This is a genomic window from Okeania sp. SIO3I5 (assembly GCF_010672085.1).
Taxonomy (GTDB): domain Bacteria; phylum Cyanobacteriota; class Cyanobacteriia; order Cyanobacteriales; family Microcoleaceae; genus Trichodesmium.
In genome coordinates, this window is record NZ_JAAHHT010000164.1 from 1 (window position 1) to 22,013 (window position 22,013).

Genomic DNA, 22,013 nt, shown 5'->3' on the forward strand with positions numbered 1-22,013 from the left:
GGAAGTGTGGGAAGTGTGGGAAGTGTGGGAAGTGTGGGAAGTGTGGGAAGTGTGGGAAGTGTGGGAAGTGTGGGAAGTGTGGGAAGTGTGGGAAGTGTGGGAAGTAGGAGGAATAATTGTACCTGTATCTTTTTGGGAAGTGTCTGCCACCCGTCCTAAATTTTTAGTCTTAAAGGCTAAAAAATTTGCACTTTTTTCGCTCCCCAAGTGCCCTCAACCTTGATATATCAGTGCTTTTAGATTATATTGGCCCGGCATACTAGGGCGTTTCCCACACTTTATTGATGCACAACCGAAAATTTTCGGTTTCGGCAAATAAATCCTTGATCAGAAAATAAATATCTATTTCCTGAGAATAAAGAGGAGGTACAAGAATTAGAATCGCAAAATTTTAGACAGGTATCGCGGGAAATATCTCTCAATTTTATCTCTCTAGAAGCTAAGTCTAAAGCATCAGAAATTTGGCGGAAAGAAAATGTTGAATTGGTGAGAAAGCATTTTCAAAATAATCCTGGAACTAAAGGCGCGATTCTTTTAAATTCAATTGCTGCGGTGAAACGTTTGAGACATTTATATCAATAAATATTTGCCAAAAATGGTTTGAAAGTAGGATAAAATACAGGATTATCTGGGAGAGAAACTAAGGAAAAATCTCTTGCTGCTGACTTGGTTATTGGTACTAGCACTATTGATGTGGGAGTAGATTTTAAAATTAATTTTTTGCTGTTTGAGTCGGCAGATTCAGGTAATTTTATTCAACGTTTGGGGCGGTTGAGGCGACATGATGGTTATGAAAAAGAAGGGAATTTTATTAGGTTTAATAATTTTACTGCTTATGCTTTAATTCCTAATTTTTTAGTGGAAATATTATTTTAATTTGAGTCTCTACCTTTGGAATCTGGGGGTGTTTATAATCGCCCGTTTTTCCATGAAATGATTCGGGAAAATTATCGAAAAATTAATAATTTTGACGGTTATTATCAGAAGTGGGGAGCGGTGCAGTCTGTGAAAATTGGTTGGGATTTGGGAAAGCTTTAACGGCAATATTCTGGTAGTCGAAAAGCATTTTAGGATGCTTGTAAATTGGTATTTCAAACAAGTTTAGGAAAGGTGCGGGTAATATTAAAGATTGGCATAAGGAATGGCAAGAATTATCAGGAAATAAAAGAGGAAATTCTATAGTTGAAGATGCTTGTAGTTTTCGAGGTGCAAGTGGGTTGCAATGTGGAATTTACGATCTAACAGAAACTAATAATTTGGATAGGTTTAAGACTTACGAATTACCTGGAATTTTGAGTAATTTGGAAATTGAATCAATGACTAAAAAAGATTTTTTGCGGTTGTTGGATGAGACGATGGAAAAGACTGGGGAAGCGATCGCTAAGGGAAGATTTGAGTATTGTTTGGCGTTTATGAAGTTGCGGAGTTATCGGGAGCAACGGTTAGATTGGAAATTTACTTATCGGGGGAAGTTGGAGTCTATTGCTTCTGGTGGAAAAGTGCAGGTTTTGCAAGGGGTTGAGGTTTGGCAACCAGAAAATAATTGGATAGGAGATATTAATAAACGGTTACGTCGGAGGACGTTGGTTTGTTATGTGTTGGAGCATCCGGTGGAGGAGGTGCGGAGGCGGTTAAAGCTACCGATGCACTTTCGGATTTATGGGATTTCTGATTCTGGGAGTATTCACGATCAGACTCCACCTTATTCTATTGCTTTTGGGCAGTCGGCGCTATTGGTGGATACTTTGGCTTATCGGATGGGGAGTAAGGGGAGTGAGATATGGGTTGTTTGAGATTTCAGTCCCTAATAGGGATTTTGGTGAAGTTGAATAAAAAATCATGCTTATGGGCGAACGACCCCTTATAGTTAAATAGTATCATAATATTTTCGGAAATGCAATGGCAAAACCATCAATTTCCCCAATTTTTTAATCTAACTGGAGACTACAAAGTTCTTCTAAAAAAAGATTTACTTGTCTAACTGAAAGTATTACTGGCAAACACTTACAGTATATAGTTGTGAATACAGGTTTATAACTTTGAAACCGCTAATAGCCATGGCTAGCCATGGCTATTTTAGGAACTTTCACTGTCTAGAATCTAAGTTTATAGAAAAAAGTTGACAGTAGCTATCGCAAACATTAGCTTAGGAGTAGCATGACCTAAAAAAGTTCTGATCTAGGAAGCTAACTAATAACTGATAAATGAAATGACACTATCATTTTCCCACTTAAAAAAACTCTCTCCCGGACTATCCGAAAAAATCCCTTACCTAAAAATGTTGGTATTATTTGGGTCTCACGCTAGAGGAGATACTCATGCCAGAAGTGACTGGGATTTTGCAGCACTTTATGATGAATAAATTCGGAAAAGGATGATAGGAGATAATGCTTTGCTTGGTTTGAAATACCGCAAAAATTAGGAGATTTTTTTAAACTTAATAGCGATAACAGAGATGTCGTAGAATTGAGAAACTATTCATCAACAATTTCTCATTTTGTTGCCCGTGATGGAAAATTATTATATGAATATGAACCGGGACTTTTTGAGGATTTTCGGAAACAAGCTTTAAAGAGCAATTTGGAACTTAAAGAAATTCGTAAAGCACTAGGAGCAAAAAAAAATTGAAACAAATTTGCAAAGGTGGGGAGTATGACAGAAATTGAACCAATTAATATTTTTACTAAACTAGATTTTATGACAAGTCATTTGGAAAAAATCAAGCGGTTTGAATCAATATCTTTGACAGAATATTTAGGTAATTTTGATAAACAATTAGTAGTAGAAAGATTGTTGCAGCTAATTTTTAAAGGAGCAATCGACATTAATAGGTATTTACTGAAAGAATTAGGACTAGACCAAGCAAGAGCTACTAATTTTGAGATTTTTATCGAAATGGGAAAATGTGGGATTATTTCTCCATAATTATCAAGTAGGTTGGCAGAGTCAGGTAGTATAAGAAATAGATTAGTTCATTTTAACGACGAAATTGACACAGTAGTAGTGCATGGAGAAATTGGCATGACATTACAGTATTATCCAATTTATAAAAAAAAATTCCAAATTATATAGATTCATTAGAGGTAGATAATGCCTAGAAAAAAGAAAAAATCTGATGAGGAATTTGAACAGCTATCCTTATTCGATATGACAGAAAATCAGGAAAATATTAATCCCGAACCGATTGATGATTCTCATGACGATTGGTTAGAAGATGAATAGTTAGGTCTGAGTTTTGAACCGACTAATCGCGACATCGAACCTACTGACAAAGAATTACTAACACTTCAACTTTTACGAGAGGCAATAATTACTGAAAATTCCGAGGATTTAGTAATTAGAGAATTTGCCGAATATGTATTACCTAATCTGCTCAAATTTGCCATTGGCGTTACTGCGAAAGGAGGGAAATTTTTTGATAGAATCGACTCTCGACGAGAAGCGGCAGGCAAAGCAAAAGTTAGACGCGACAATGCTGCCGATCAATCTTTAAATACTCACATTTTAAATGGATTATTTCCAGCAAATTTAATTGCTCAAAGATTAGAAGAATTAGATACGACAGTTAAACGAGAAATGGCGCGGGATAAAGAAATCAAACGCCGGATTTTAATCGCTGGTTTTCTTCTCCATGACTTTGAAAAATTTCAATACGATCTATTTCCGGGAATGCCAGAAAAATATATAGATATCAACAAAAATCCTGACCAAGATATTCGTAAACTTTCTATCGCAGAGCATCAAGAAATTTTTCGGGTAATGGTGCCATTGTTGGGTTTAGATAAATTGATTAATCCTGAAAAAACGGAGAGTTGGGTTGAATATTTAGAAGACTTATTATTCATTGCCTACAATACTCAAAAACGTAACGATACTAATTTGAATTTATCCGAAAGTGGCTTAAATCCAAAATTGGGCGATCGCTCCCTTATCTGTCTATCTAACCTAACTCTTTTAGCGGACTTACTCTCATCTATTATTAAGCATCCTCAAGATGCGGAAAATTCTAGCCTCCATAATATTATTCACCAACTTAGTGATGGAAAGTTAGAACTTTCTTACCACAGCATCGCCGAAAATAGGGGCGTACTAACTAATATAGTTAATAACGCCGTAATGGCAGCCTATCAAAATATTAATACTGAGGAAGAAATTTATTATCAGCCATTACTTTATTTACCTACGGGAGTTATTTACCTAATACAAAAAAATTCTCCACCTATCTCAGAGTCAGATTTACCGGAACTGGTTGTTAGTAAAATTAAAGAACTTTGTGCAAAGCAACTCCGACTCCGAAAAACTGGATTTGGTAGAGACGGCAAAGGCATGAAATATGCAGATTATTACAACCTATTTTTTGACACGGTTGGTTTAATAGAAGTTGCCCTAGAAGCAACTTTAATAATTTTACATTCAAATAAAGAATCTAAAGCTAAAAGTCGCAGCGATAATTTAGTAAAATTTCAGCAACAGCAGATTTTATCCGCAGATTATAATTTTCGATTTGACGACGATTTAAGAATTGACAGGATTGCCGAATTTGGAGATGTGCTGACTCGGAATATTTGGGGAGAAGTTGTTAATAATATAGATAAGGCAAGGAAGCAGAATAAAGATTTGCCAGAATTACTAGCAAACCTATAAACCAAAAAATTAGTACAGAGAATCGCCGAATACTGGGAACTATCGGCATACATTTCCCAAATTCGGGAAATACAAAATATTAACGAAAGTCTCAAAGCAAAAAAATTGAAAGGCAATACAGGAGGAGTACCTTACGACTGGTATTTTTTGGCAGCAAAATATTTAAAAAACCATCCCGGATTTGAGGATGTAAAATAAATTTGCCAGAAAACTATTTCTCATATTTCCCAACTCATTCAACCCGTACTAAAAAAATATAAATTTGCCGATATTTGGGAAGATATTCGAGACTTGGTCAAGCAAGTAGTCATGTTACCTGGAAAAACATCAATAACCACAACCCCCGCAAAATTTTTTTCCAATAATTGTCAAATTATAAGTTAGCAAATAAACCAGGAAGAGGGCGAAAATTAATCTGTTAAATTTCCCATTCTTCCTACTCAGTTACCAAACAAATGGAATCGGCATTTTTGTTCACTACCCAGGTTTATACCAATAAACAAATCTTAGGATATTTAAATGCGAAACGGAATATTTATAGGATTGCCGGAAGAGAAATGATGTTGCGTAAAATCTTGATGAATCAAACTCAAGCGACGGGAAAAAAAATTGAGAATAGCAAGTATCGGTATCTATATTTTTACCCTACCTATTACTGCACCCCCGAAACAAATCAATTCCTCCAAAAAGCTGATAACTACATTGCCAAAACTAGGTTCGATACTAGCATCAGAAATCATTTTATCGACCGAGACTTTCAGGCAAACTTTACTAGAGAAAAATATCAAAGTGTTGATACTTTCCTAATAGATGAAAATCTCGAACCCGAAAAAGATCGAACCTTTAAACTTTCCTATCCAGAAAACCAACCTTTGACATTTTATTTCATGGCGATGCCACCCAGTAAAGGCAACACCGATACCGAGTCTTGGGTAATGCCAAGTTGGTTAGCATTTGCCTTTGCGATGATATTGGATGTCAAAACCGTCGTCTCTAAGTCATCCATCCCACCTTTTAACGATAGCAGCGAATTTGAAGAGACACTGTTTCTGGATACCGCACCCCAGACGTTTCGCTCATTGGTTAGAGGCGATCGCTTCCGACTCGACTATATTTTGGAAGGTTGGCAGGAAAACGGCAAACAATATCCCGCTCCCCTAAATATTTTGACTGCTGCTTATGCCATTCATTTAGATGTAAATGCCAAAGTCGGGAAAGGTGGTTACGATGTCAACTGGGGAAAATTAACGGAACTTGCCAAAGATTTTGAAACCAGTCCCCTTTACGTTTTTTCCTACTTAAATAAATGGGTAAGAAATCAAAATGTCGAAACTGCCAGGATTGAAAAAATTCAGCTTTATACTTATTATTTTTATCCTTGTTTTGACCCGAATGTTAGATATAACCGAGAAAAGGATAAATTAGAAATTATGGGAAAAGAATCAAGTTTAAATCATCCACAAAAACTGACAGAATTATATCGAAAATTATCTCGGACAAATAAAAAATATAATCCCCAGACTAATGCTGTGTTGAAACCTCTAGATTTTGCTAAAGATGTGATTCTTAATAACGACCCAAGTTTTCAGAATGAAACTTTAGTTAATAATGTAGCTGCCAAGATTTATAAATTAATGGATAGGGTTCATGCTTCTACTGCCGAAGGTCGTTGGATATTCAAAAAAAGGGAGGAAGAAAGAATGGCAATTTGGGAATTTTCTGAAGATTTTGTCAAAGACGTTTTTTCTGAAACTTTTGCAGGCGATCGTGCCCGTCTTGCCGGAAGACAAATTAATTTAATTCGCCATACTTGCGAGTTTCTTTATCCTTTGGAAAATGACAAAGAAAATAAAAAAATTATAACCAAGTAGATGATGAAAGTGAGTAATTTTGATTGTTTGGTTGAGGGGAAAAATCTAATCTACTATGACTTTGATTGGGAGAGAAAAATATTCATAGTTAATCTGTAAAATTTAACGCTAAAACTCCCAAAGCAGTTTCATCCATAGAAATCTAAAAATTTAGGTTGGGTTGAGGAACGAAACCCAACATAATCTTCCCGAAGTAATCAATAATTTATCTATTTAAAAGGAGGAAATTTATCATGGCGACTCTCAAGTTAATTTCCATAAATAGTAAAAATATAGGTTTGCTTGAGGCATCGAAACCCAACATAATTTTTTCCAACTCATCCCAAATTTATCTAATCAAAACGAATAAATTTATCATGGCGACTCTGAAGTTAATTTCCATAGATAGTAAAAATATAGATTTTGGTTGAGGCATCAAAACCCAACATAATTTTTTCCAACTCATCCCAAATTTATCTAATCAAAAGGAGGAAATTTATCATGGAAACTATTAAGTTAACAACTCGCGTAGATAGGGAGGGAAATTTGACAATAAAACTTCGCAAAAATTTAGCAGATAGAGAACTATAAATAATTCTAGTTTATCAACAGAATAAATTATAAAAGTCTGCTAAAACACCTGAATAATTAGGTTGGTTTCCAGGCTTTTTTCAAAAAACTGCTGGTTGTTTAACTGATTAAAATTTAGTCAGATATCCACAAGGTGAATATGAAAATAGGGAATAAATTGAACAACTGTCATTCCGAGGGGAAAATCTTAGCAGTCAATCTGTCAAATTCAGAATTAATCTCCCGAAGCAATCTCATCAACTTCCCAATTTTTCATTACCAAGAAACTTTCAAAAGCAAACCCCAAATAATGACATTTCTTAAATCTGTTGACTCGAAAATTTTCCTTGACTCAACCCAACCGACAAAAACTGTCATTGCCAGAGGAAATCTTAGCAGTCAATCTGTCAAATTCAGAATTAATCTCCCGAAGCAATCTCATCAACTTCCCAATTTTTCATTACCAAGAAACTTTTAAAAGCAAACCCCAAATAATGACATTTCTTAAATCTGTTGACTCGAAAATTTTTCCTCGACAAAATTCCCTAAAAATCAATGGAAAAATACGTTCACTTCCTGACAATTCGGATCACCGAATCTTATCCTTTATTTCAAACAGATGGAGAGTTGAAGAAAGCCAGGGTAAGGGCATAAATTAATAACAAAAATCCTATCATTCGCCTAAGTATGTTTAAGAAAAAACAATCTACTCCAGAACCTTTAATAGGTCGATAATTACTCCGTAATTATGGTTTGATGAATACTGAAGATTGCGAATATAACCTTGAATTTGCAATTGCCAAAATACGAGCAACATTTAACTCCATTAAATCAGGAAAAAACCTATGTAACTCCAGGGCGATCGCTTTCCCATTCCACTACTCTCAATACTTGGAAATATGCAAATAACAATTATCATGTTGAAATGCAAAAGACTCAGAAAAATCTTCCTAGCTTTGGCAGAAATAAAGAAATAGCTCCAGAAAGCATTTTTGAATGTTTTCTGATTTATGAAAAACCGCTAAAACTAGCAAAATGGATTCGTTTGGGAAAGTGGATGAGTAAAGCAGAAGTTAGAGTCGAAGAAACTCTAGATTTAAAAGCTTAGATCGCTGAAAAAGAATTGACTTTTCCCTTCCCTTGAAATCCTTTGGATGTCATGTTTTCCCATCGATTGATTAGTTCTGATGTGGTAAATATGCCTCCTGTAAGTCTAATTAAAAATGTCAAACTCAAAGGGCAATATTACAGATTTAATAATATAGATATTCCTGCTAATATGGAATATTGTTTTAATATTGCTTGAACATTTAAAATGTAGTTTTGGTTTAGGAACCCCGAAACCAAACATCTAATTTAACTCTGATAAAATGTCATTTATTTTTGTCTCAAATATTATCCTTTTTATTGTTAGGTTAAATATTGTTGTTGGGTTTCCTCCCTCAACCCAACCTACATTTATTACCGAAATAATTAAACAATTAAATAATTAAATAATTAAATAATTTAGGTTGAAAGCCTCCCCTTTCAAGGGAAAAAAAATAAATCTTTTCCTTCTTGGTCAATCCTCTCCCTAAAAGGGAGAGGTAATTATCGATTATCCATTATCGATTAATGAATATTTTTAAATCAGTTGATTCTAAAGATTTTCTTATATTCAATCCTCTCGGTTCTAACCGGAGGTAATTATTAATTATTAATTATTAATTAAATAAATGCCTTATAGTCTCGTACTGAACCTAATACCTCAATCTCCTATTCCTAGCAGATACCTAACAGGTAGACATCTCCATGCTTTGTTCTTAAATTTAGTTAGTTCCGTCGATAAAAAATTGGGCGATCGCCTCCACGAATCTACTGGTAATAAACCTTTTACTGTCAGTCCTTTACAAACTAAAAAACCCGAGTCAAAAAGTCGTGACTATACTCTCCAATGGCAACATAAAAATTATATTCCAGCAAATACTAATTGTTGGTGGCGTATATCTCTTTTAGACGATAATTTATTCGGCGAATTAACTCAACTTTGGCTAAATATTAATCCTGAACAACCTTGGCATTTAGGTCCGGCAAATTTAAACATTATTAGTATTCTTAATACGCCCAAATCTAATCAACCTTGGGTTGGTTCTTTTTCTTATCAAGAAATTTATGAAAATGCTTCTGATTCTCAGAGAATTATTACTTTAAATTTTGCGACTCCTACTTGTTTTCGACAAGGTACTTATGATACCCCGATGCCTACTAAAGATTGTGTCTTTAATTCTCTTTTAAATCGTTGGGATAAATATAGTGGGATGGAATTTTTTCAAATTCCACTTGAGTCTATCCATCCGAGTTATCTGAATATTAATACAGAAATTGTTGTTGATTCTCGAAGTAAATTTATTGGCGTTGTTGGTGAGGTGACATATCGAATTTTTGGAGATATTGAATCTGAGAAAATTAAACAAATTAATGCTTTAGCTGATTTTGCTATTTATTGTGGTTTGGGGAGAAAAACGCCGATGGGAATGGGAATGACGAGGAGGCTTAATCTCTGATATAATAAAGGTATCTTGCCTGTCATACCCGTGGCTAAAAAATTTTTAATTATGCCTGAATCTGTCAACAGTAACACAGGCATCTTGCCTGTCATACCTGTAGCTTTAATACAGTAACACAGGCATCTTGCCTGTCATATCTGTAGCTTTAATTGTGTAATTATGTACTTTGAATTATGACTGATATTAATCAGGAATATTAGTGAATTTGTGTTGAGAGTAATTTTTAATTATGACTAAATCTGTCAACAGTCATTTATCTATCTGAAAAACACCAAAACTTCTCGAAAGCTGAAATTTAGGTTGGGTTGCTCACACGGATTATGCCACGGATATACGGATTAAGAAGCATAACAAAAACCCACATTAGTTATATGGAAAAAACTTGAAAAAATTAGAACTAAAGGAGGATTATGATTGCCACAAAACAAAAAATTATCTATCTGAAAAATACCAGAGTTTAATGTTTGGTTTCACTAATAAATCCCTATTAGGGATTGAAATTTGCCAAAGCTAAGTTAAATGTCTAGCAATGCTAACATATCTAAAATGGTGCGTTACGACGGATTCCTAAATCCCTTTCATAGTCTGAAATTAAGCCGTCGTCACACACCCTACAAATTACTCTTCTTCTCCCTACTCCCTCACTCCCTCGCTCCTCTACTCCCCCACTCCCCCACTTTTTGAATCAATTTGTCAACCCATGCTCCAAAGCATAGCGAACCAACTCCGTTCGACTATTGGTGCCAGTTTTCGTAAATAATCTACTTACATACTTCTCCACATTCCGAACACTCGTATTTAGATCCCTAGCAATTTCCTTATTCATTAACCCTCTAGCTACTAAATCTAAAACACTCTGTTCTCTAGGAGTCAAATCTATTTTTATCGGTGAAGGAGTCTGAGCGATCGCGCTCTTTCCCATTAACATTGCTTTTATTTCTGCAATTTGATTTGCCAAAGCAGCAATATCGGGAGTATTTTCCCCTTCATTCGTTATTTGTGCTGATGCTCGACGCGCCAACAAATTTTCCACAATAGCTACCAACTCTTCCGGATCAAAAGGTTTAGAAAGATAAGCATCACAACCCGCTTGATAACCCTGAATACGATCTGTAGTCATTCCTTTAGCAGTCAAAAATACTACAGGCAAAGCTTTAAATCTTGGTTCCTCCCGTAATTTTTGCAGAAATTGATAACCATCTACTTGAGGCATCATAATATCAGTAATTACTAAGTCAGGTAAATGTAACTGTAGAATATCCCATCCCTCATTAGCATTACTAGCAACATCTACATGAAAACCACTATCTTCTAAATAAGCTTGTACGGCTTCCCGTAATCCTGGTTCATCATCTACTAATAATATTTTGCCTGACATTTTTAATTTTTCCTCTAGCTAATTTTTGGCTTGAATCATTTGAGACATATAGATTATTGTTACTTTACTACTTTTTTTAAATTTAGCTAATTTTTATTATTAATGGAGCGAAAAAAATATACGGTTTACTACACTTGATTAAAATTGATTTTTGTGGTAAATGCTGGTTTAGAGACCAAACCCCTACCAGACAATGAACATAATATAAGTCTGTCAAGAAACCGGGTTTGTCTATAAAATATCCCACAATACTGAAATCTGCATAAACAAACCCGGTTTCTGGTTTCGGTTTGTCTTATAGATGTCCCATAATACTGAAATCTGCATAAACAAACCCGGTTTCTGGTTTCTGGTTTCTATTCTCCTAGGATCGCTCGGTTAAAATTTCATAACCAGTATCTGTAACTAATACCGTATGCTCAAACTGAGCAGAAAGCGAATTATCAATAGTAACAGCAGTCCACCTATCCGATAAAATCTTAGTAAACCTCGAACCAGCATTAAGAATAGGTTCAATAGCTAAAGTCATACCTGCTCGAAGCTTAACATTAGGCAAATTCTTAGTCCGAAAATTAAATACCGCAGGTTCCTCGTGCAAATTTCTCCCCACGCCATGGCCAGTAAATTCTTCAACCACGCAAAAACCATTTGCCTCCACATAGTCCTGAATAGCTCCTGCAATATCTAAAAGATAAGCACCTGCCTTTACTTGTTCGATACCTTTATACAGTGCTTCCTCTGCAACGCGAATTAATTTAGCAGATTCTGGAGCAACCTCAACTACCCCAATAGTAATACAAGAGTCACCATGAAATTCTTGATAATAAGCACCTGTATCTACTTTTAAAACATCACCGACACGAATCACCTTTTTCTTATTAGGAATACCATGTACAACTTCATTATTTATACAAGCACAAATAGAACCAGGAAAACCATGATAACCTTTAAAACTTGGAGTTGCTCCCATTTCCCGAATCCGTTTTTCAGCATAAGCATCTAGATCGGCAGTAGTCATTCCTGGTTTAACAATTTGAGAAATTTCTTTGAGTACCGTTGCCACAATTTTACACGATTGTCGCATAATTTCGATTTCTCGTTCAGATTTAATTTCTATGCCACGACGTTGTTGTTTCTTAACTGGGCGAGGTTTTGGTTTTGCTGGAGTTGCAAGTATATTACTAAAAATTTTCATCTTTTGGTACAAATTGTTCAATATTATGGTGTCTTAAAATTCAGGTATTAAGAACATTTTTCTACTAAGAATTAGTTAGTATATTTTTAGCATAACATAGATTGAATACCTATAAAGAGGGAGTAAGGAGTAGGGAGTAGGGAGTAGGGAAAAGTAATTGATAATTTATCAATTTGATTCTGTATTTTCTGTTGGTTTCTTTTCCCTTTTTTTAATAAATAAACCGCTGAGAACGATGCCCGTTATTAACATCCATATTAAAGCGATACCATCTAATAGTACATAAAAAGGTTTAATTTGATCGCCAAGAAATCCACCTTCGTGAATTACCATTAAAAAATGTACCTGGTCTTTGGATAATCCAAACCAATTTCTACTGAGTCGGTAAGCTATTCCTGTAATTACAGTCATAAATAATGGCAGAAAAACTATTGGCGCAAGTATTCTATGGAGTTTACGAAATTGTTGTTTAATCATCTGTATTAAATTCAGTTTTCATTTGAATATTATTCTATGATGTGTCAATATGGCAAGATGTCTATTAGACCTCTCCGGAAAAGAGGGAACGCGGTAAAATTTTTATAGACAAATAAAATAGAATTGCCATATTAATTTAACTGCCTAATAAACTCTAGAGGTAAACCATCACTATCTGCAATAAAAGTCACTTCATAAACATTATTTCCAATCATTTGTTGAGTAGGTTCTAAGAGAACTTTTAACGGTTCAAACATTTCTGGTTGTTCTCTTACTGCTGAATCAAATTGTTGTTTTAAAGAACTTAACCAACCGGGTAAATCTGCAACATTTTCAGTCAAATTAAATGATAAATGATAATATCCAACATAATTTTCATCCCCAAAAGCATCAGGTGCAGGCTTAGGTTCGGGAATTTGAATTAGTTCAATTCTACCATTTAATCCTTCCATCCAACAAGCTAAAGTATAGCCTGTAGTAAAGCGTTCACAAACTGTAAAACCTAATTTTTCATAGAAAGCGATCGCTCTATGAATATTAGCAGTCCGAATCGAGGCATGGTGCATTTATTTTATAGCGCTAGGGAATAGGGAATAGCGGTGCGACCCCGCGTCGCCGATAGCTCGCTTGCGGAATGCTGACTCCTGTGAGGGAACGCGCACTCCTGTGAGGGAATAGTAAACAGGCACAAGGGTTTTTCTTATAGGGAAATGGTCCGCAAACAGGATTTAGAAATGTCCTAATCTTTGCTTTGACTGCTATAATATTTTAAATTTTATTTCAAACTTTATTTCAAACTTTATTTTCCACCTTAAAGGTAGTCAAAATAAACTTACTCGAACAACCGAAAATAGGGATACCTAACTGGTACTCCTTCCTCCTTGTCCAATTGAAAATTAATTACTTCCCAACAAGCTTCATCCTTTGGATCAGGACTAAATTCTACAGGCAAACCATAAAGCCTTGCTTGACAATAGTCTGAATTTGCACGCCAGGGGGTACTACGTTCCAAATAAGCACTAACTAACTCCCGATATCTTTGAGCAATAATCACACGAGTTGCCCGATACCCTTGAGTATATAATCGGTCGAGAGCCTCATGGATTTCAAACCTAATACCATCGGCATGAGTATGTTGCCGATACCACTCATTATTCCAGAGACGCCAGTGACGGCCAGAGTGAAGATGAAACAATTCAGCAGTATTTGGGTCAGCTTCAAAGGCCCCATGACGAGGACATAAATAAGTATCTGTCAAGGTAAGAGCTGGAATGATCTGGCGACAATGGGGGCACTGAATTTCAGGGCCAAATATTGGATAATGGAGAGTGGGGTCAATAGAAAATTGGGTCATTTCAGTTATCAGTTATGAGTTGTCATAGTTAATAGAAACCTATGATGACTTAAATACTTATAATTATGAAGTAGGCAATTTCTGATGATAAAATTACTACTAGGCAAATATCAATCAATATTAACGAAGTAATGTCAAATCAGCCCTGTTTTTGGTCTCCTCCAGATTTATCGAAAGCTGCTTTTGTCGCAGATAACGCTACAGTTATGGGAACAGTAGAGGTAGGCACGGGAGCTAGTATTTGGTATGGAACTGTAGTCCGGGGGGATGTGGAAGGGATTATTATTGGAGACCATACCAATGTCCAGGATGGGGCCGTGCTGCATGGAGACCCTGGGATAGAAACTGTATTAGAAGATTCTGTAACGGTTGGACATCGAGCTGTGATTCACTCGGCCTATATAGAAAGAGGTTGTTTAATTGGTATTGGAGCTGTAATTTTGAATGGTGTACGAGTGGGGGCGGGTAGTATGATTGGAGCTGGGTCTATTGTGACGAAGGATGTACCGCCTTCATCTCTCGTGGTCGGAGTACCTGGAAAAAGAGTTAGGGAGCTTTCGGAGCAAGAGGTTGCCGAGCTACTGGAACACGCTGAACGTTATGAAAAGTTAGCTTTGGTTCATGCTGGTAAAGGTACTGATATTGGGTTTACAAAATAAATTCAAAATTCAAAATTCAAAAGTTAGAAAGTTAAATAAGAAAGCTTAACATAAAATTAAAATTGCGATACATTAGAAAATAAAGAACAATACTTTTAAATCTTGAGGAGGAGAATAAATGGATTTTGATTTTCGCTTGTTAATCGTTCTATTTCCTATACTTGCTGCTGGTGGTTGGGCTGTATTCAACATTGGTGTTCTAGCTATCCAACAATTGCAAAAGTTCTTAAATAAAGAAGCTTAAAGTAAGTATAATTATCTGTTTAACTGCCGACTGTTATCTTAACTAGAAGAAACAGTCGGTATTTTATTGTTAAGTAAGCATTCAGCTAAATGAAGTTGATAACTGTTAGCAAAGCTCCTCTGAAAGAGGTTAGCTAACGATGTAGAATGCTTACGGATTTTTTGCTATTGTGGGTGTAATTATTTCCTTGGTTGGTATTGCTTATGGTTGAAATTTTTTCACTGGCATTCCCAAGCGCGATCGCCTTTTTATATAGAATCCGGTTATATAGTATATATTGATAATTCTATAATTACTTCAGTATTCAATCTCCCGTAGGGACGTTCCATGGAACGTCCCTACCGTACGGACGTTTAGCTAAAGCACAACTTTCATATAGGGAATGCGGAGCAAACGTTAACGCGGAGCGACATGGAAAGCGCAGCATTCCGGAACGGAAAACGCATTAATGCTCAAGCAAGGTCCCTACCCTACTCCCAACTATACAATAACTATTCAACCGGATTTGATATTAGTCGGAGCTAGTTGATCAGCAACAGACCCCATTTCTGTTCTAGCTTTATTAAAAGAATTAGGAGCAAGTAGACGGTTAGGCACTCTAATGGAAGGAGAAAGTTTATTTAATGATGGTGTAGCAGTTGTTGCTTTTACTTTGCTAGTAGGAATTCCATTGGGAACAGTCGAAAAATTTTCCATTTCAGAATCTCTTGAGAAAAAATGGAACAGGGAAAACTTAACTGGAAGGAGAAGTAATTGATAATTTATAGATAAGAATTGATTTGATTTTTCGAGATATCTATATATACCAAATCCAGTTTACTGATACCAATTCACTTTTGTGTATCTGTCATAATTTTTTTACTAAACATACTCACTTCAAATGATGAAGATTATTTAGACAGTTTGAGACCATTTCTCAAAAAGAATGTTACGAATAGTAAGGGTGACAAAAATATTTGACAGGAGATGTCTTTTTGACCAAAAAGATAATTTACGAACTAAAAAATAGTATTAAAGCCATTCCCATAGGACTCCTGACTTAACCTCCTATTCCCCTCCTGGGTTGGGTTAGGGGTGGGTTGGGTTAGGGCTGGGTTGACTCCTAAAAAGTACCATAGCTATTTGTAGCAAACATTTATCAAATTGGTATTATTGGACAAAAGCTGGCCTTTTTGAGGATCGGTAATGTAACCGCTCAATAAATTGGGGCGGAATACCTATTCGAGAACGATTTTACTCCATTTGAGACTTGTCATTGAACGATTTATCCCGGATTATTGAGCGGTTACCTCGGAATAGGTCTTGATATGAATACTTGATATGAATACTTGATATGAATAGTAATGATTTTATATAATTAAAATAGCCGAAATTCATTACTTTAATTATTAATAATTTACTAATGAAGAAAATTCTGAACTATGAACTCCTAGAAGAAATCTATAGCAGCGATCGCACAATTGTCTATCGTGCTTACGCAGAATTATACGAAAAATCAGTTATCTTGAAACTGCCTAACCATCCCTATCCTAATTTCCATTCCTTAACTCAATATCGCAATGCTTATACTCTAGTGAAAAACTTGAACGTTCCCGGAGTAGTAAAAATGCTAGCTCTGGAAAAATTTGAGCAACGTTTAATGTTAGTAATGGAAGATTTTGGTGGTATATCTGTGGCCAAATATGTCCAACAACAACATCTTTCTAACTGGATAAATGGAATAGACATAAGTCAATTTTTGAACATAGCTCTACAAATAATTAATCCCCTAGAAAAATTACATAATTCTCAAATAATTCATAAAGATATTAAACCGCAAAATATTATTATTAATCCCCAAACAAAACAAATCCAACTAATAGATTTTAGTACCACAAGCAAACTCCCCAAAGAAACAGCAGAAATACGAAATCCAAATACCCTAGAAGGGACTCTAGCTTATATTTCACCAGAACAAACAGGGCGAATGAATAGAGGTATAGATTATCGGAGTGATTTATACTCATTAGGAATTACATTTTATGAATTATTAACAGGGCAAGTTCCTTTTACTTCAGAAGATCCAATGGAATTAGTTCATTGTCATATTGCTCATCAACCAAAACCCCTAATAGAATTGAGTCCGGAAATACCAGAAACCCTTAATTCTATAGTGTTGAAATTAATGGCTAAAATCCCAGAAGCACGTTATCAAACAGCAACCGGATTACGCCATGATTTAGAAAAATGTAAGTATAAGTGGGAAAATACTAAGAAAGTCACAGTATTTGACCTGGGAAAAAAAGACAGTAGCAACTACTTAATTATCCCCGAAAAACTATATGGAAGAGAGTCAGAAGTAGAAGTTTTACTAACAGCATTTGACAGAGTATCGAACCAAGAAAAATCTGAAAGTGAATTGATGTTAGTGGGAGGGTTTTCTGGAATAGGAAAATCAGCATTAGTCAATGAAATTCATAAACCAATTGTAGAAAAAAGAGGTTATTTTATTGCGGGTAAATTTGACCAATTTCAAAGAGATATACCATTGTCAGCATGGTTAAATGCCTTTCAAGAATTGATTAAGCAAATTTTAAGCGAACCGGAAAGAAAATTACAGACAATAGCTAATAAATTACAGGAAAAATTAGGAGAAGAAGCACAGGTAATAATTGATGTAATTCCGGAATTAGAATTATTGATTGGTAAACAAGCTCTGGCAACAGAATTATCTCCGAGTGCAGCGGAAAATCGGTTCAATTTATTATTCTTAAATTTTATCTCTGTATTTGTTCAAGCGGAGCATCCTTTAGTAATATTTTTAGATGATTTACAATGGGCAGATTTGGCTTCCCTGAAGTTGATGAAGTTGGTAATGGAAAAAAGTGATATTAACTATTTATTATTGATAGGAGCGTACAGAGACAATGAAGTTAATCCTGGGCATCCGTTGATATTAACAGTAGAAGAAATTAAAATAACTGGGGCAATTGTTAATCAAATAATCTTGTCACCTTTGAGTGAGTCAGCTCTGAATAATTTAGTAGCTGATACTATCAATTATGCTCCAGAAGAATCATTAGAACTCACAGAACAGATATATATAAAAACAGAAGGAAATCCATTTTTTAGCACTCAGTTTATCAAGTCTATTTACAAAGAAGGATTAATTTTTTATAATTATCAACAGGAGAAATGGTTGTTCAATTTACTAGAAATTAAAATCTTAGCAGGAAGTGGGGATGTAGTGGAATTGATGGCTGCCCAAATTAAAAAACTACCATTAGCAACTCAAGAATTATTAAAATTAGCAGCCTGTATAAGTAATCAGTTTGACTTAGAAACTTTATCTATTGTATATGAAAAATCTCTGAGTGAAACAGCCTTAGAATTATGGAATGGTTTATCAGAAGGATTGATTTTACCAGCAGATGAAACCTACAAATTTTATCAGGGAGAAAACTATGATAATTTGCTAGAAATAACAGATTTAGAAACGCCGATTTATCATTTTCTCCATGACCGGGTACAACAAGCAGCTTATAGTTTAATCCCTAAACAAAATAAGCAAGAAACTCATCTAAAAATTGGCAGATTATTGTTGAATAATACGCCGGATGAAGAACTAGAAGAAAAAATCTTTGAAATTGTGAATCAACTTAATTATGGTGTGGGATTAATTACAGAAAAAGATGCTAGGGAAGAGTTGGCAAGTTTAAATTTAAGAGCAGGAATTAAGGCGAAAGTATCAACAGCTTATAAAACAGCAATATCTTATTTTCAGACAGGGATAAGTCTACTAACTGAAAATAGTTGGTCAACTCAATATCAACTAACATTAGCACTACATGAATCAGCGACAGAAGCTAACTATTTGTATGGTAACTTTGAGCAAATAGATGAATTAGTTGATATTGTCTTAGAAAAAGCTAATAACCTCTTAGATAAAGCAAAAGTCTATGAAATTCAAATACAAGCTGGCATTGTTCAGAGTAAATTGCAAGAAGCGCTGACTATTGGTTTATCTGTTTTGTCACTTCTTGGTATTAGCTTTCCCACAAATCCAACTCAATCAGATATTCAAGAATATTTACAAACAACTAAAGGTAACTTGAAAGAAAAAAATATCTCAGAATTGATTGATTTGCCATTGTTAAAAGAGCCAGAAAAATTAGCAGCAATGCGCATTTTATCAGCACTTTTTTCGATTGCATTTGTGGGCAAACCAGAGATATTACCACTAATTGTTTGTACAGCCATTAATTTATCTATAGAGTCAGGAATATCTCCATTATTTGCTGTTTCTTGTGCTTTCTATGGGTTAATTTTATGCGGATTAGAACAAGATATCGATACTGGGCATAAATTTGGTATACTTGCCTGTAAAGTGGTAGAAAAATTTAACAGTAAAGACAAGAAAGCTCAAGTATTTGAATCGGTTTACGATGGCATAGAACACTGGAAAATTCATGTTCGTCAAACTCTTCCTCATTTCCTAGATGCTTATAAAATTGGCTTAGAAACAGGAGATTTGGAGTATGGTACTTATTGTATTCTTTTCCATAGTATTCACTCTTACTTAGCAGGGGTATCCCTTGATCGACTGGAGCCAGAAATAGAAAATTATAGCAATTCTATAAAACTGCTCAAACAAGAAAATAATTATTACTATAGCAAAATTTTTCATCAAGCTGTTCTCAATTTACTAGGCGATGCAGAGAATGCTGAATTATTATCAGGAAGTGCTTTTAATGAGGAAAAATTTATTCCTTTCTATGAAAATATTAATGACCATTTTGCTTTATTTCTCATCTATTTTAATGATTTAATTCTATCTTATTTACTGGGCAATTTTCAGAGAGCAAAATATTATGAAGTATTGGGATTAGAATATATTGGCGGTGTAACTGGATTATTTTGTATTCCAGTATATTACTTTTATAGTTCACTCACTAAACTAGCTTTTTACCCTAATGCTAAAGTTGACGAACAAAAGCAAATACTAGAGCAAGTAACTGCAAATGCGGAAAAAATGAAATTCTGGGCACAACACGCACCTACTAACCACTCCCATAAATACTATTTAATAGAAGCAGAAAAACACAGAATACTCGGAGACAAAATAGGAGCTATTGAAGCTTACGAACAAGCGATCGCTCTGGCGACAGAAAACGAATATATTCAAGAAGCAGCTTTAGCAAACGAACTGTGTGCCAAATTTTATCTAGAGTGGGGCAAAACCAAAGTTGCCCGCACCTACATACTCGAAGCATACTATGGATATGTTAATTGGGGAGCACTCGCCAAAGTCAAAGATTTAGAAAAACGCTATCCACAACTACTCGCGACAGTGTTAGTTTCTTTTTCTGAAAACAAACACTCGCTCCACAGTAATAGCTACACCTATAGTTCTAACTCCAATAGAGAAAATATTCTCGATCTAGGAACTGTAGTCAAAGCTTCTCAAACTCTGTCTGGAGAAGTGAAGCTAGAAAATTTGCTCTCAACTTTAATTCAACTGATGATGGAAAATGCCGGAGCACAAAAATGCGCTCTCATCCTCCTCCCAGACCAACAGTTAATCCTCGAAGCAATGACTCATGTTGTAGATACAGGTATCCCTACCGATACTCAGCAATATCTCCCAAATTTCGAGCGACCTCAACTACCTGTTTCAGCAACTCAAGAATTACCCCAAGCATTAATTAACTATGTTTGGCGCACTCAAAAATTTCAGGTGTTCGATGACGCGACTACAGAAGCAACATGGGTAAACGATCCCTATTTGAAACGACAGCAACCTAAGTCGATCTTATGTACTCCCATTAGCAAACAAGGTAAACTGATCGGTATTATCTACTTAGAAAATAATTTAACAACAGGTGCATTTACTGCTGACAGATTAGAGTTATTAGAAATGATTACTACCCAAGCAGCAATTTCTCTAGAAAATGCTTTTCTTTACGATACTTTAGAACAAAAAGTCGAGCAACGCACCAAAGAATTAAACGAAAAAAATCAAACTTTAGCTAAAACTCTAGCAGAATTAAAACGCACTCAAACTCAACTAATTCAATCGGAAAAAATGTCATCTTTAGGGCAGTTAGTGGCAGGAGTTGCTCACGAAATTAATAATCCCGTTAACTTTATTTATGGCAATATTGATTATACTCAAGAATACGCTCAGAATTTATTAAATGTTATTCAAGTTTATCAAGAAAATTATCCTGAACCTGTGGATGAAGTCATAGATATTATTGAAGATTTAGAGTTAGATTTTTTAGTTAAAGATTTGCCGAATCTATTAAATTCGATGAAAGTAGGGGCAGATAGAATTAAAGAAATTGTCGAATCTTTACACAATTTTTCTCGTCTCGATCAATCAGAAGTTAAGAATGTAGATATACATGAAGGGATAGATTCTACTCTGATGATTCTCCAAAATAATCTCAAAGCTAAACCCCATCAATTGGAAATTAAAGTGGTAAAAAATTACGGTCAATTACCTAAAGTTAAATGCTATCCTGGTGAACTGAATCAGGTATTTATGAATATTATTGCTAATGCTATTGATGCACTAGAACATAAGAGAAAATCATCTACTAATTCTCTTCCTCAAATTACTATTACTACAGAAATAGAAGCAGAAATAAGAGTGATAATTCGGATTGCTGATAATGGTATGGGTATGAGTGAGGCGGTGCAAAAGCACATATTTGACCCCTTCTACACCACAAAAGCAGTAGGTAAAGGTACAGGTTTAGGTTTAGCAATTAGTTATCAAATTATTGTGGAACGTCATGGGGGAAATTTAAAATGTATTTCGACTCCTGGAAAGGGTACAGAATTTTTGGTATCAATTCCCCTATGAGAATAATTAGGGTTTGCTGAAAAAAGCAGAGTGTGGGAAGTGTGGGAGGTGTGGGAGGTGTGGGAGGTGTGGGGAGGTGTGGGAGGTGTGGGGAGGGTGGGAAGTGTGGGAGGTTGGTTCGTGTGGGAGGTTGGTTCGTGTGGGAGGTTGGTTCGTGTGGGAGGTTGGTTCGTGTGGGAGGTTGGTTCGTGTGGTTCGTGTGGTTCGTGTGGTTCGTGTGGGAGGTGTGGTTCGTGTGGTTCGTGT

The 22,013-nt window shown here is 35.3% G+C and carries 23 protein-coding genes and 2 pseudogenes; 19 read left to right on the plus strand and 6 right to left on the minus strand.

The window, feature by feature from the left end:
* Window positions 1-22 precede the first annotated feature (22 nt).
* The 8 genes from F6K40_RS27650 to F6K40_RS27685 all read left to right on the plus strand — a co-directional run bounded on the left by F6K40_RS27650 (window position 23) and on the right by F6K40_RS27685 (window position 3,222).
* A complete protein-coding gene (locus F6K40_RS27650; protein WP_293140315.1) occupies window positions 23-223 on the plus strand; it encodes a hypothetical protein in 201 nt (66 codons plus the stop codon).
* Window positions 224-666: 443 nt separating this feature from the next.
* Window positions 667-876, plus strand: coding sequence for a hypothetical protein (locus F6K40_RS27655; RefSeq protein ID WP_293140316.1), 210 nt, complete (start codon window positions 667-669; stop codon window positions 874-876).
* A 15-nt stretch (window positions 877-891) separates the two neighbouring features.
* Window positions 892-1,038 (plus strand): hypothetical protein, encoded by a 147-nt coding sequence (locus F6K40_RS27660; RefSeq protein WP_293140317.1) that lies wholly within the window; start codon window positions 892-894, stop codon window positions 1,036-1,038.
* A gap of 179 nt (window positions 1,039-1,217) precedes the next feature.
* On the plus strand, window positions 1,218-1,793 hold the full coding sequence (locus F6K40_RS27665; protein ID WP_293140318.1) for a hypothetical protein: 576 nt from the start codon (window positions 1,218-1,220) through the stop codon (window positions 1,791-1,793).
* Window positions 1,794-2,209: 416 nt separating this feature from the next.
* Window positions 2,210-2,362 (plus strand): nucleotidyltransferase domain-containing protein, encoded by a 153-nt coding sequence (locus F6K40_RS27670; RefSeq protein WP_293140319.1) that lies wholly within the window; start codon window positions 2,210-2,212, stop codon window positions 2,360-2,362.
* Window positions 2,363-2,466: 104 nt separating this feature from the next.
* Window positions 2,467-2,628, plus strand: a complete 162-nt coding sequence (locus tag F6K40_RS27675; protein ID WP_293140320.1) for a hypothetical protein — start codon at window positions 2,467-2,469, stop codon at window positions 2,626-2,628.
* Between the two features lie 24 nt (window positions 2,629-2,652).
* Entirely contained in the window at window positions 2,653-2,925 is a 273-nt protein-coding gene (locus tag F6K40_RS27680; protein WP_293140321.1) for a HepT-like ribonuclease domain-containing protein, read from the plus strand.
* A 165-nt stretch (window positions 2,926-3,090) separates the two neighbouring features.
* Complete coding sequence (locus F6K40_RS27685) at window positions 3,091-3,222, plus strand: hypothetical protein (protein ID WP_293140322.1); 132 nt, start codon at window positions 3,091-3,093, stop codon at window positions 3,220-3,222.
* Window positions 3,223-3,287: 65 nt separating this feature from the next.
* Here the strand turns inward: F6K40_RS27685 and F6K40_RS27690 are convergent, their stop codons facing one another.
* The gene (locus tag F6K40_RS27690; protein ID WP_293140323.1) at window positions 3,288-3,473 is read right to left on the minus strand and encodes a hypothetical protein; all 186 of its coding nucleotides are present in this window, start codon (window positions 3,471-3,473) and stop codon (window positions 3,288-3,290) included.
* Window positions 3,474-3,531: 58 nt separating this feature from the next.
* On the opposite strand from F6K40_RS27690, the gene cas10d (F6K40_RS27695) reads away from it, so the two are divergent.
* The 6 genes and pseudogenes from cas10d (F6K40_RS27695) to cas6 all read left to right on the plus strand — a co-directional run bounded on the left by cas10d (F6K40_RS27695) (window position 3,532) and on the right by cas6 (window position 9,607).
* On the plus strand, window positions 3,532-4,644 hold the full coding sequence (gene cas10d / locus F6K40_RS27695; RefSeq protein ID WP_293140343.1) for a type I-D CRISPR-associated protein Cas10d/Csc3: 1,113 nt from the start codon (window positions 3,532-3,534) through the stop codon (window positions 4,642-4,644).
* Between the two features lie 455 nt (window positions 4,645-5,099).
* Window positions 5,100-6,515: a type I-D CRISPR-associated protein Cas10d/Csc3 gene (gene cas10d / locus F6K40_RS27700; protein ID WP_293140324.1), complete on the plus strand. Its 1,416-nt coding sequence runs from the start codon at window positions 5,100-5,102 to the stop codon at window positions 6,513-6,515.
* Between the two features lie 233 nt (window positions 6,516-6,748).
* Window positions 6,749-6,925 carry a hypothetical protein gene (locus F6K40_RS27705; protein ID WP_293140325.1) on the plus strand — a complete coding sequence of 59 codons (177 nt, stop codon included), beginning with the start codon at window positions 6,749-6,751 and terminating at the stop codon, window positions 6,923-6,925.
* 694 nt (window positions 6,926-7,619) lie between these two features.
* A complete protein-coding gene (locus F6K40_RS27710) occupies window positions 7,620-7,718 on the plus strand; it encodes a hypothetical protein (RefSeq protein WP_293140326.1) in 99 nt (32 codons plus the stop codon).
* 142 nt (window positions 7,719-7,860) lie between these two features.
* A pseudogene (gene cas5d, locus F6K40_RS41650) lies at window positions 7,861-8,370 on the plus strand (type I-D CRISPR-associated protein Cas5/Csc1).
* A 409-nt stretch (window positions 8,371-8,779) separates the two neighbouring features.
* On the plus strand, window positions 8,780-9,607 hold the full coding sequence (gene cas6 / locus F6K40_RS27725; protein ID WP_293140329.1) for a CRISPR-associated endoribonuclease Cas6: 828 nt from the start codon (window positions 8,780-8,782) through the stop codon (window positions 9,605-9,607).
* A gap of 688 nt (window positions 9,608-10,295) precedes the next feature.
* On the opposite strand, the gene F6K40_RS27730 is transcribed toward cas6, so the two are convergent.
* The 5 genes from F6K40_RS27730 to F6K40_RS27750 form a co-directional block, all read right to left on the minus strand.
* Window positions 10,296-10,988 carry a response regulator transcription factor gene (locus tag F6K40_RS27730; protein ID WP_293140330.1) on the minus strand — a complete coding sequence of 231 codons (693 nt, stop codon included), beginning with the start codon at window positions 10,986-10,988 and terminating at the stop codon, window positions 10,296-10,298.
* Window positions 10,989-11,352: 364 nt separating this feature from the next.
* The gene (gene map / locus F6K40_RS27735) at window positions 11,353-12,183 is read right to left on the minus strand and encodes a type I methionyl aminopeptidase (RefSeq protein ID WP_293140345.1); all 831 of its coding nucleotides are present in this window, start codon (window positions 12,181-12,183) and stop codon (window positions 11,353-11,355) included.
* A gap of 168 nt (window positions 12,184-12,351) precedes the next feature.
* The gene (locus F6K40_RS27740; protein WP_293140331.1) at window positions 12,352-12,660 is read right to left on the minus strand and encodes a PepSY domain-containing protein; all 309 of its coding nucleotides are present in this window, start codon (window positions 12,658-12,660) and stop codon (window positions 12,352-12,354) included.
* Window positions 12,661-12,791: 131 nt separating this feature from the next.
* Window positions 12,792-13,226 carry a VOC family protein gene (locus tag F6K40_RS27745; RefSeq protein WP_293140333.1) on the minus strand — a complete coding sequence of 145 codons (435 nt, stop codon included), beginning with the start codon at window positions 13,224-13,226 and terminating at the stop codon, window positions 12,792-12,794.
* Between the two features lie 266 nt (window positions 13,227-13,492).
* Window positions 13,493-14,014, minus strand: coding sequence for a TIGR02652 family protein (locus F6K40_RS27750; RefSeq protein WP_293140335.1), 522 nt, complete (start codon window positions 14,012-14,014; stop codon window positions 13,493-13,495).
* A 131-nt stretch (window positions 14,015-14,145) separates the two neighbouring features.
* Between F6K40_RS27750 and F6K40_RS27755 the strand changes: the two genes are divergently transcribed.
* The 5 genes and pseudogenes from F6K40_RS27755 to F6K40_RS27775 all read left to right on the plus strand — a co-directional run.
* On the plus strand, window positions 14,146-14,673 hold the full coding sequence (locus F6K40_RS27755) for a gamma carbonic anhydrase family protein (RefSeq protein WP_293140337.1): 528 nt from the start codon (window positions 14,146-14,148) through the stop codon (window positions 14,671-14,673).
* Between the two features lie 118 nt (window positions 14,674-14,791).
* Window positions 14,792-14,917, plus strand: coding sequence for a photosystem II protein Y (locus tag F6K40_RS27760; protein ID WP_293140338.1), 126 nt, complete (start codon window positions 14,792-14,794; stop codon window positions 14,915-14,917).
* A 508-nt stretch (window positions 14,918-15,425) separates the two neighbouring features.
* Window positions 15,426-15,602: pseudogene (locus tag F6K40_RS27765) on the plus strand (cation:proton antiporter domain-containing protein); the annotation flags it as partial.
* 717 nt (window positions 15,603-16,319) lie between these two features.
* Complete coding sequence (locus F6K40_RS27770) at window positions 16,320-21,767, plus strand: ATP-binding sensor histidine kinase (protein WP_293140340.1); 5,448 nt, start codon at window positions 16,320-16,322, stop codon at window positions 21,765-21,767.
* A gap of 30 nt (window positions 21,768-21,797) precedes the next feature.
* A partial coding sequence (locus F6K40_RS27775; RefSeq protein ID WP_293140341.1) for a hypothetical protein occupies window positions 21,798-22,013 on the plus strand: 216 nt, incomplete at its 3' end.

Coding starts and splice junctions, on each gene's coding strand:
- F6K40_RS27770 (WP_293140340.1), top strand. CDS start 16,320: ATGAAGAAAATTCTGAACTATGAACTCCTAGAAGAAATCTATAGCAGC.
- F6K40_RS27705 (WP_293140325.1), top strand. CDS start 6,749: ATGGCGACTCTCAAGTTAATTTCCATAAATAGTAAAAATATAGGTTTG.
- cas10d (WP_293140324.1), top strand. CDS start 5,100: ATGGAATCGGCATTTTTGTTCACTACCCAGGTTTATACCAATAAACAA.
- F6K40_RS27710 (WP_293140326.1), top strand. CDS start 7,620: ATGGAAAAATACGTTCACTTCCTGACAATTCGGATCACCGAATCTTAT.
- F6K40_RS27760 (WP_293140338.1), top strand. CDS start 14,792: ATGGATTTTGATTTTCGCTTGTTAATCGTTCTATTTCCTATACTTGCT.
- map (WP_293140345.1), bottom strand. CDS start 12,183: ATGAAAATTTTTAGTAATATACTTGCAACTCCAGCAAAACCAAAACCT.
- F6K40_RS27740 (WP_293140331.1), bottom strand. CDS start 12,660: ATGATTAAACAACAATTTCGTAAACTCCATAGAATACTTGCGCCAATA.
- F6K40_RS27680 (WP_293140321.1), top strand. CDS start 2,653: ATGACAGAAATTGAACCAATTAATATTTTTACTAAACTAGATTTTATG.
- F6K40_RS27670 (WP_293140319.1), top strand. CDS start 2,210: ATGACACTATCATTTTCCCACTTAAAAAAACTCTCTCCCGGACTATCC.
- F6K40_RS27745 (WP_293140333.1), bottom strand. CDS start 13,226: ATGCACCATGCCTCGATTCGGACTGCTAATATTCATAGAGCGATCGCT.
- F6K40_RS27730 (WP_293140330.1), bottom strand. CDS start 10,988: ATGTCAGGCAAAATATTATTAGTAGATGATGAACCAGGATTACGGGAA.
- F6K40_RS27685 (WP_293140322.1), top strand. CDS start 3,091: ATGCCTAGAAAAAAGAAAAAATCTGATGAGGAATTTGAACAGCTATCC.
- F6K40_RS27755 (WP_293140337.1), top strand. CDS start 14,146: ATGTCAAATCAGCCCTGTTTTTGGTCTCCTCCAGATTTATCGAAAGCT.
- cas6 (WP_293140329.1), top strand. CDS start 8,780: ATGCCTTATAGTCTCGTACTGAACCTAATACCTCAATCTCCTATTCCT.
- F6K40_RS27750 (WP_293140335.1), bottom strand. CDS start 14,014: ATGACCCAATTTTCTATTGACCCCACTCTCCATTATCCAATATTTGGC.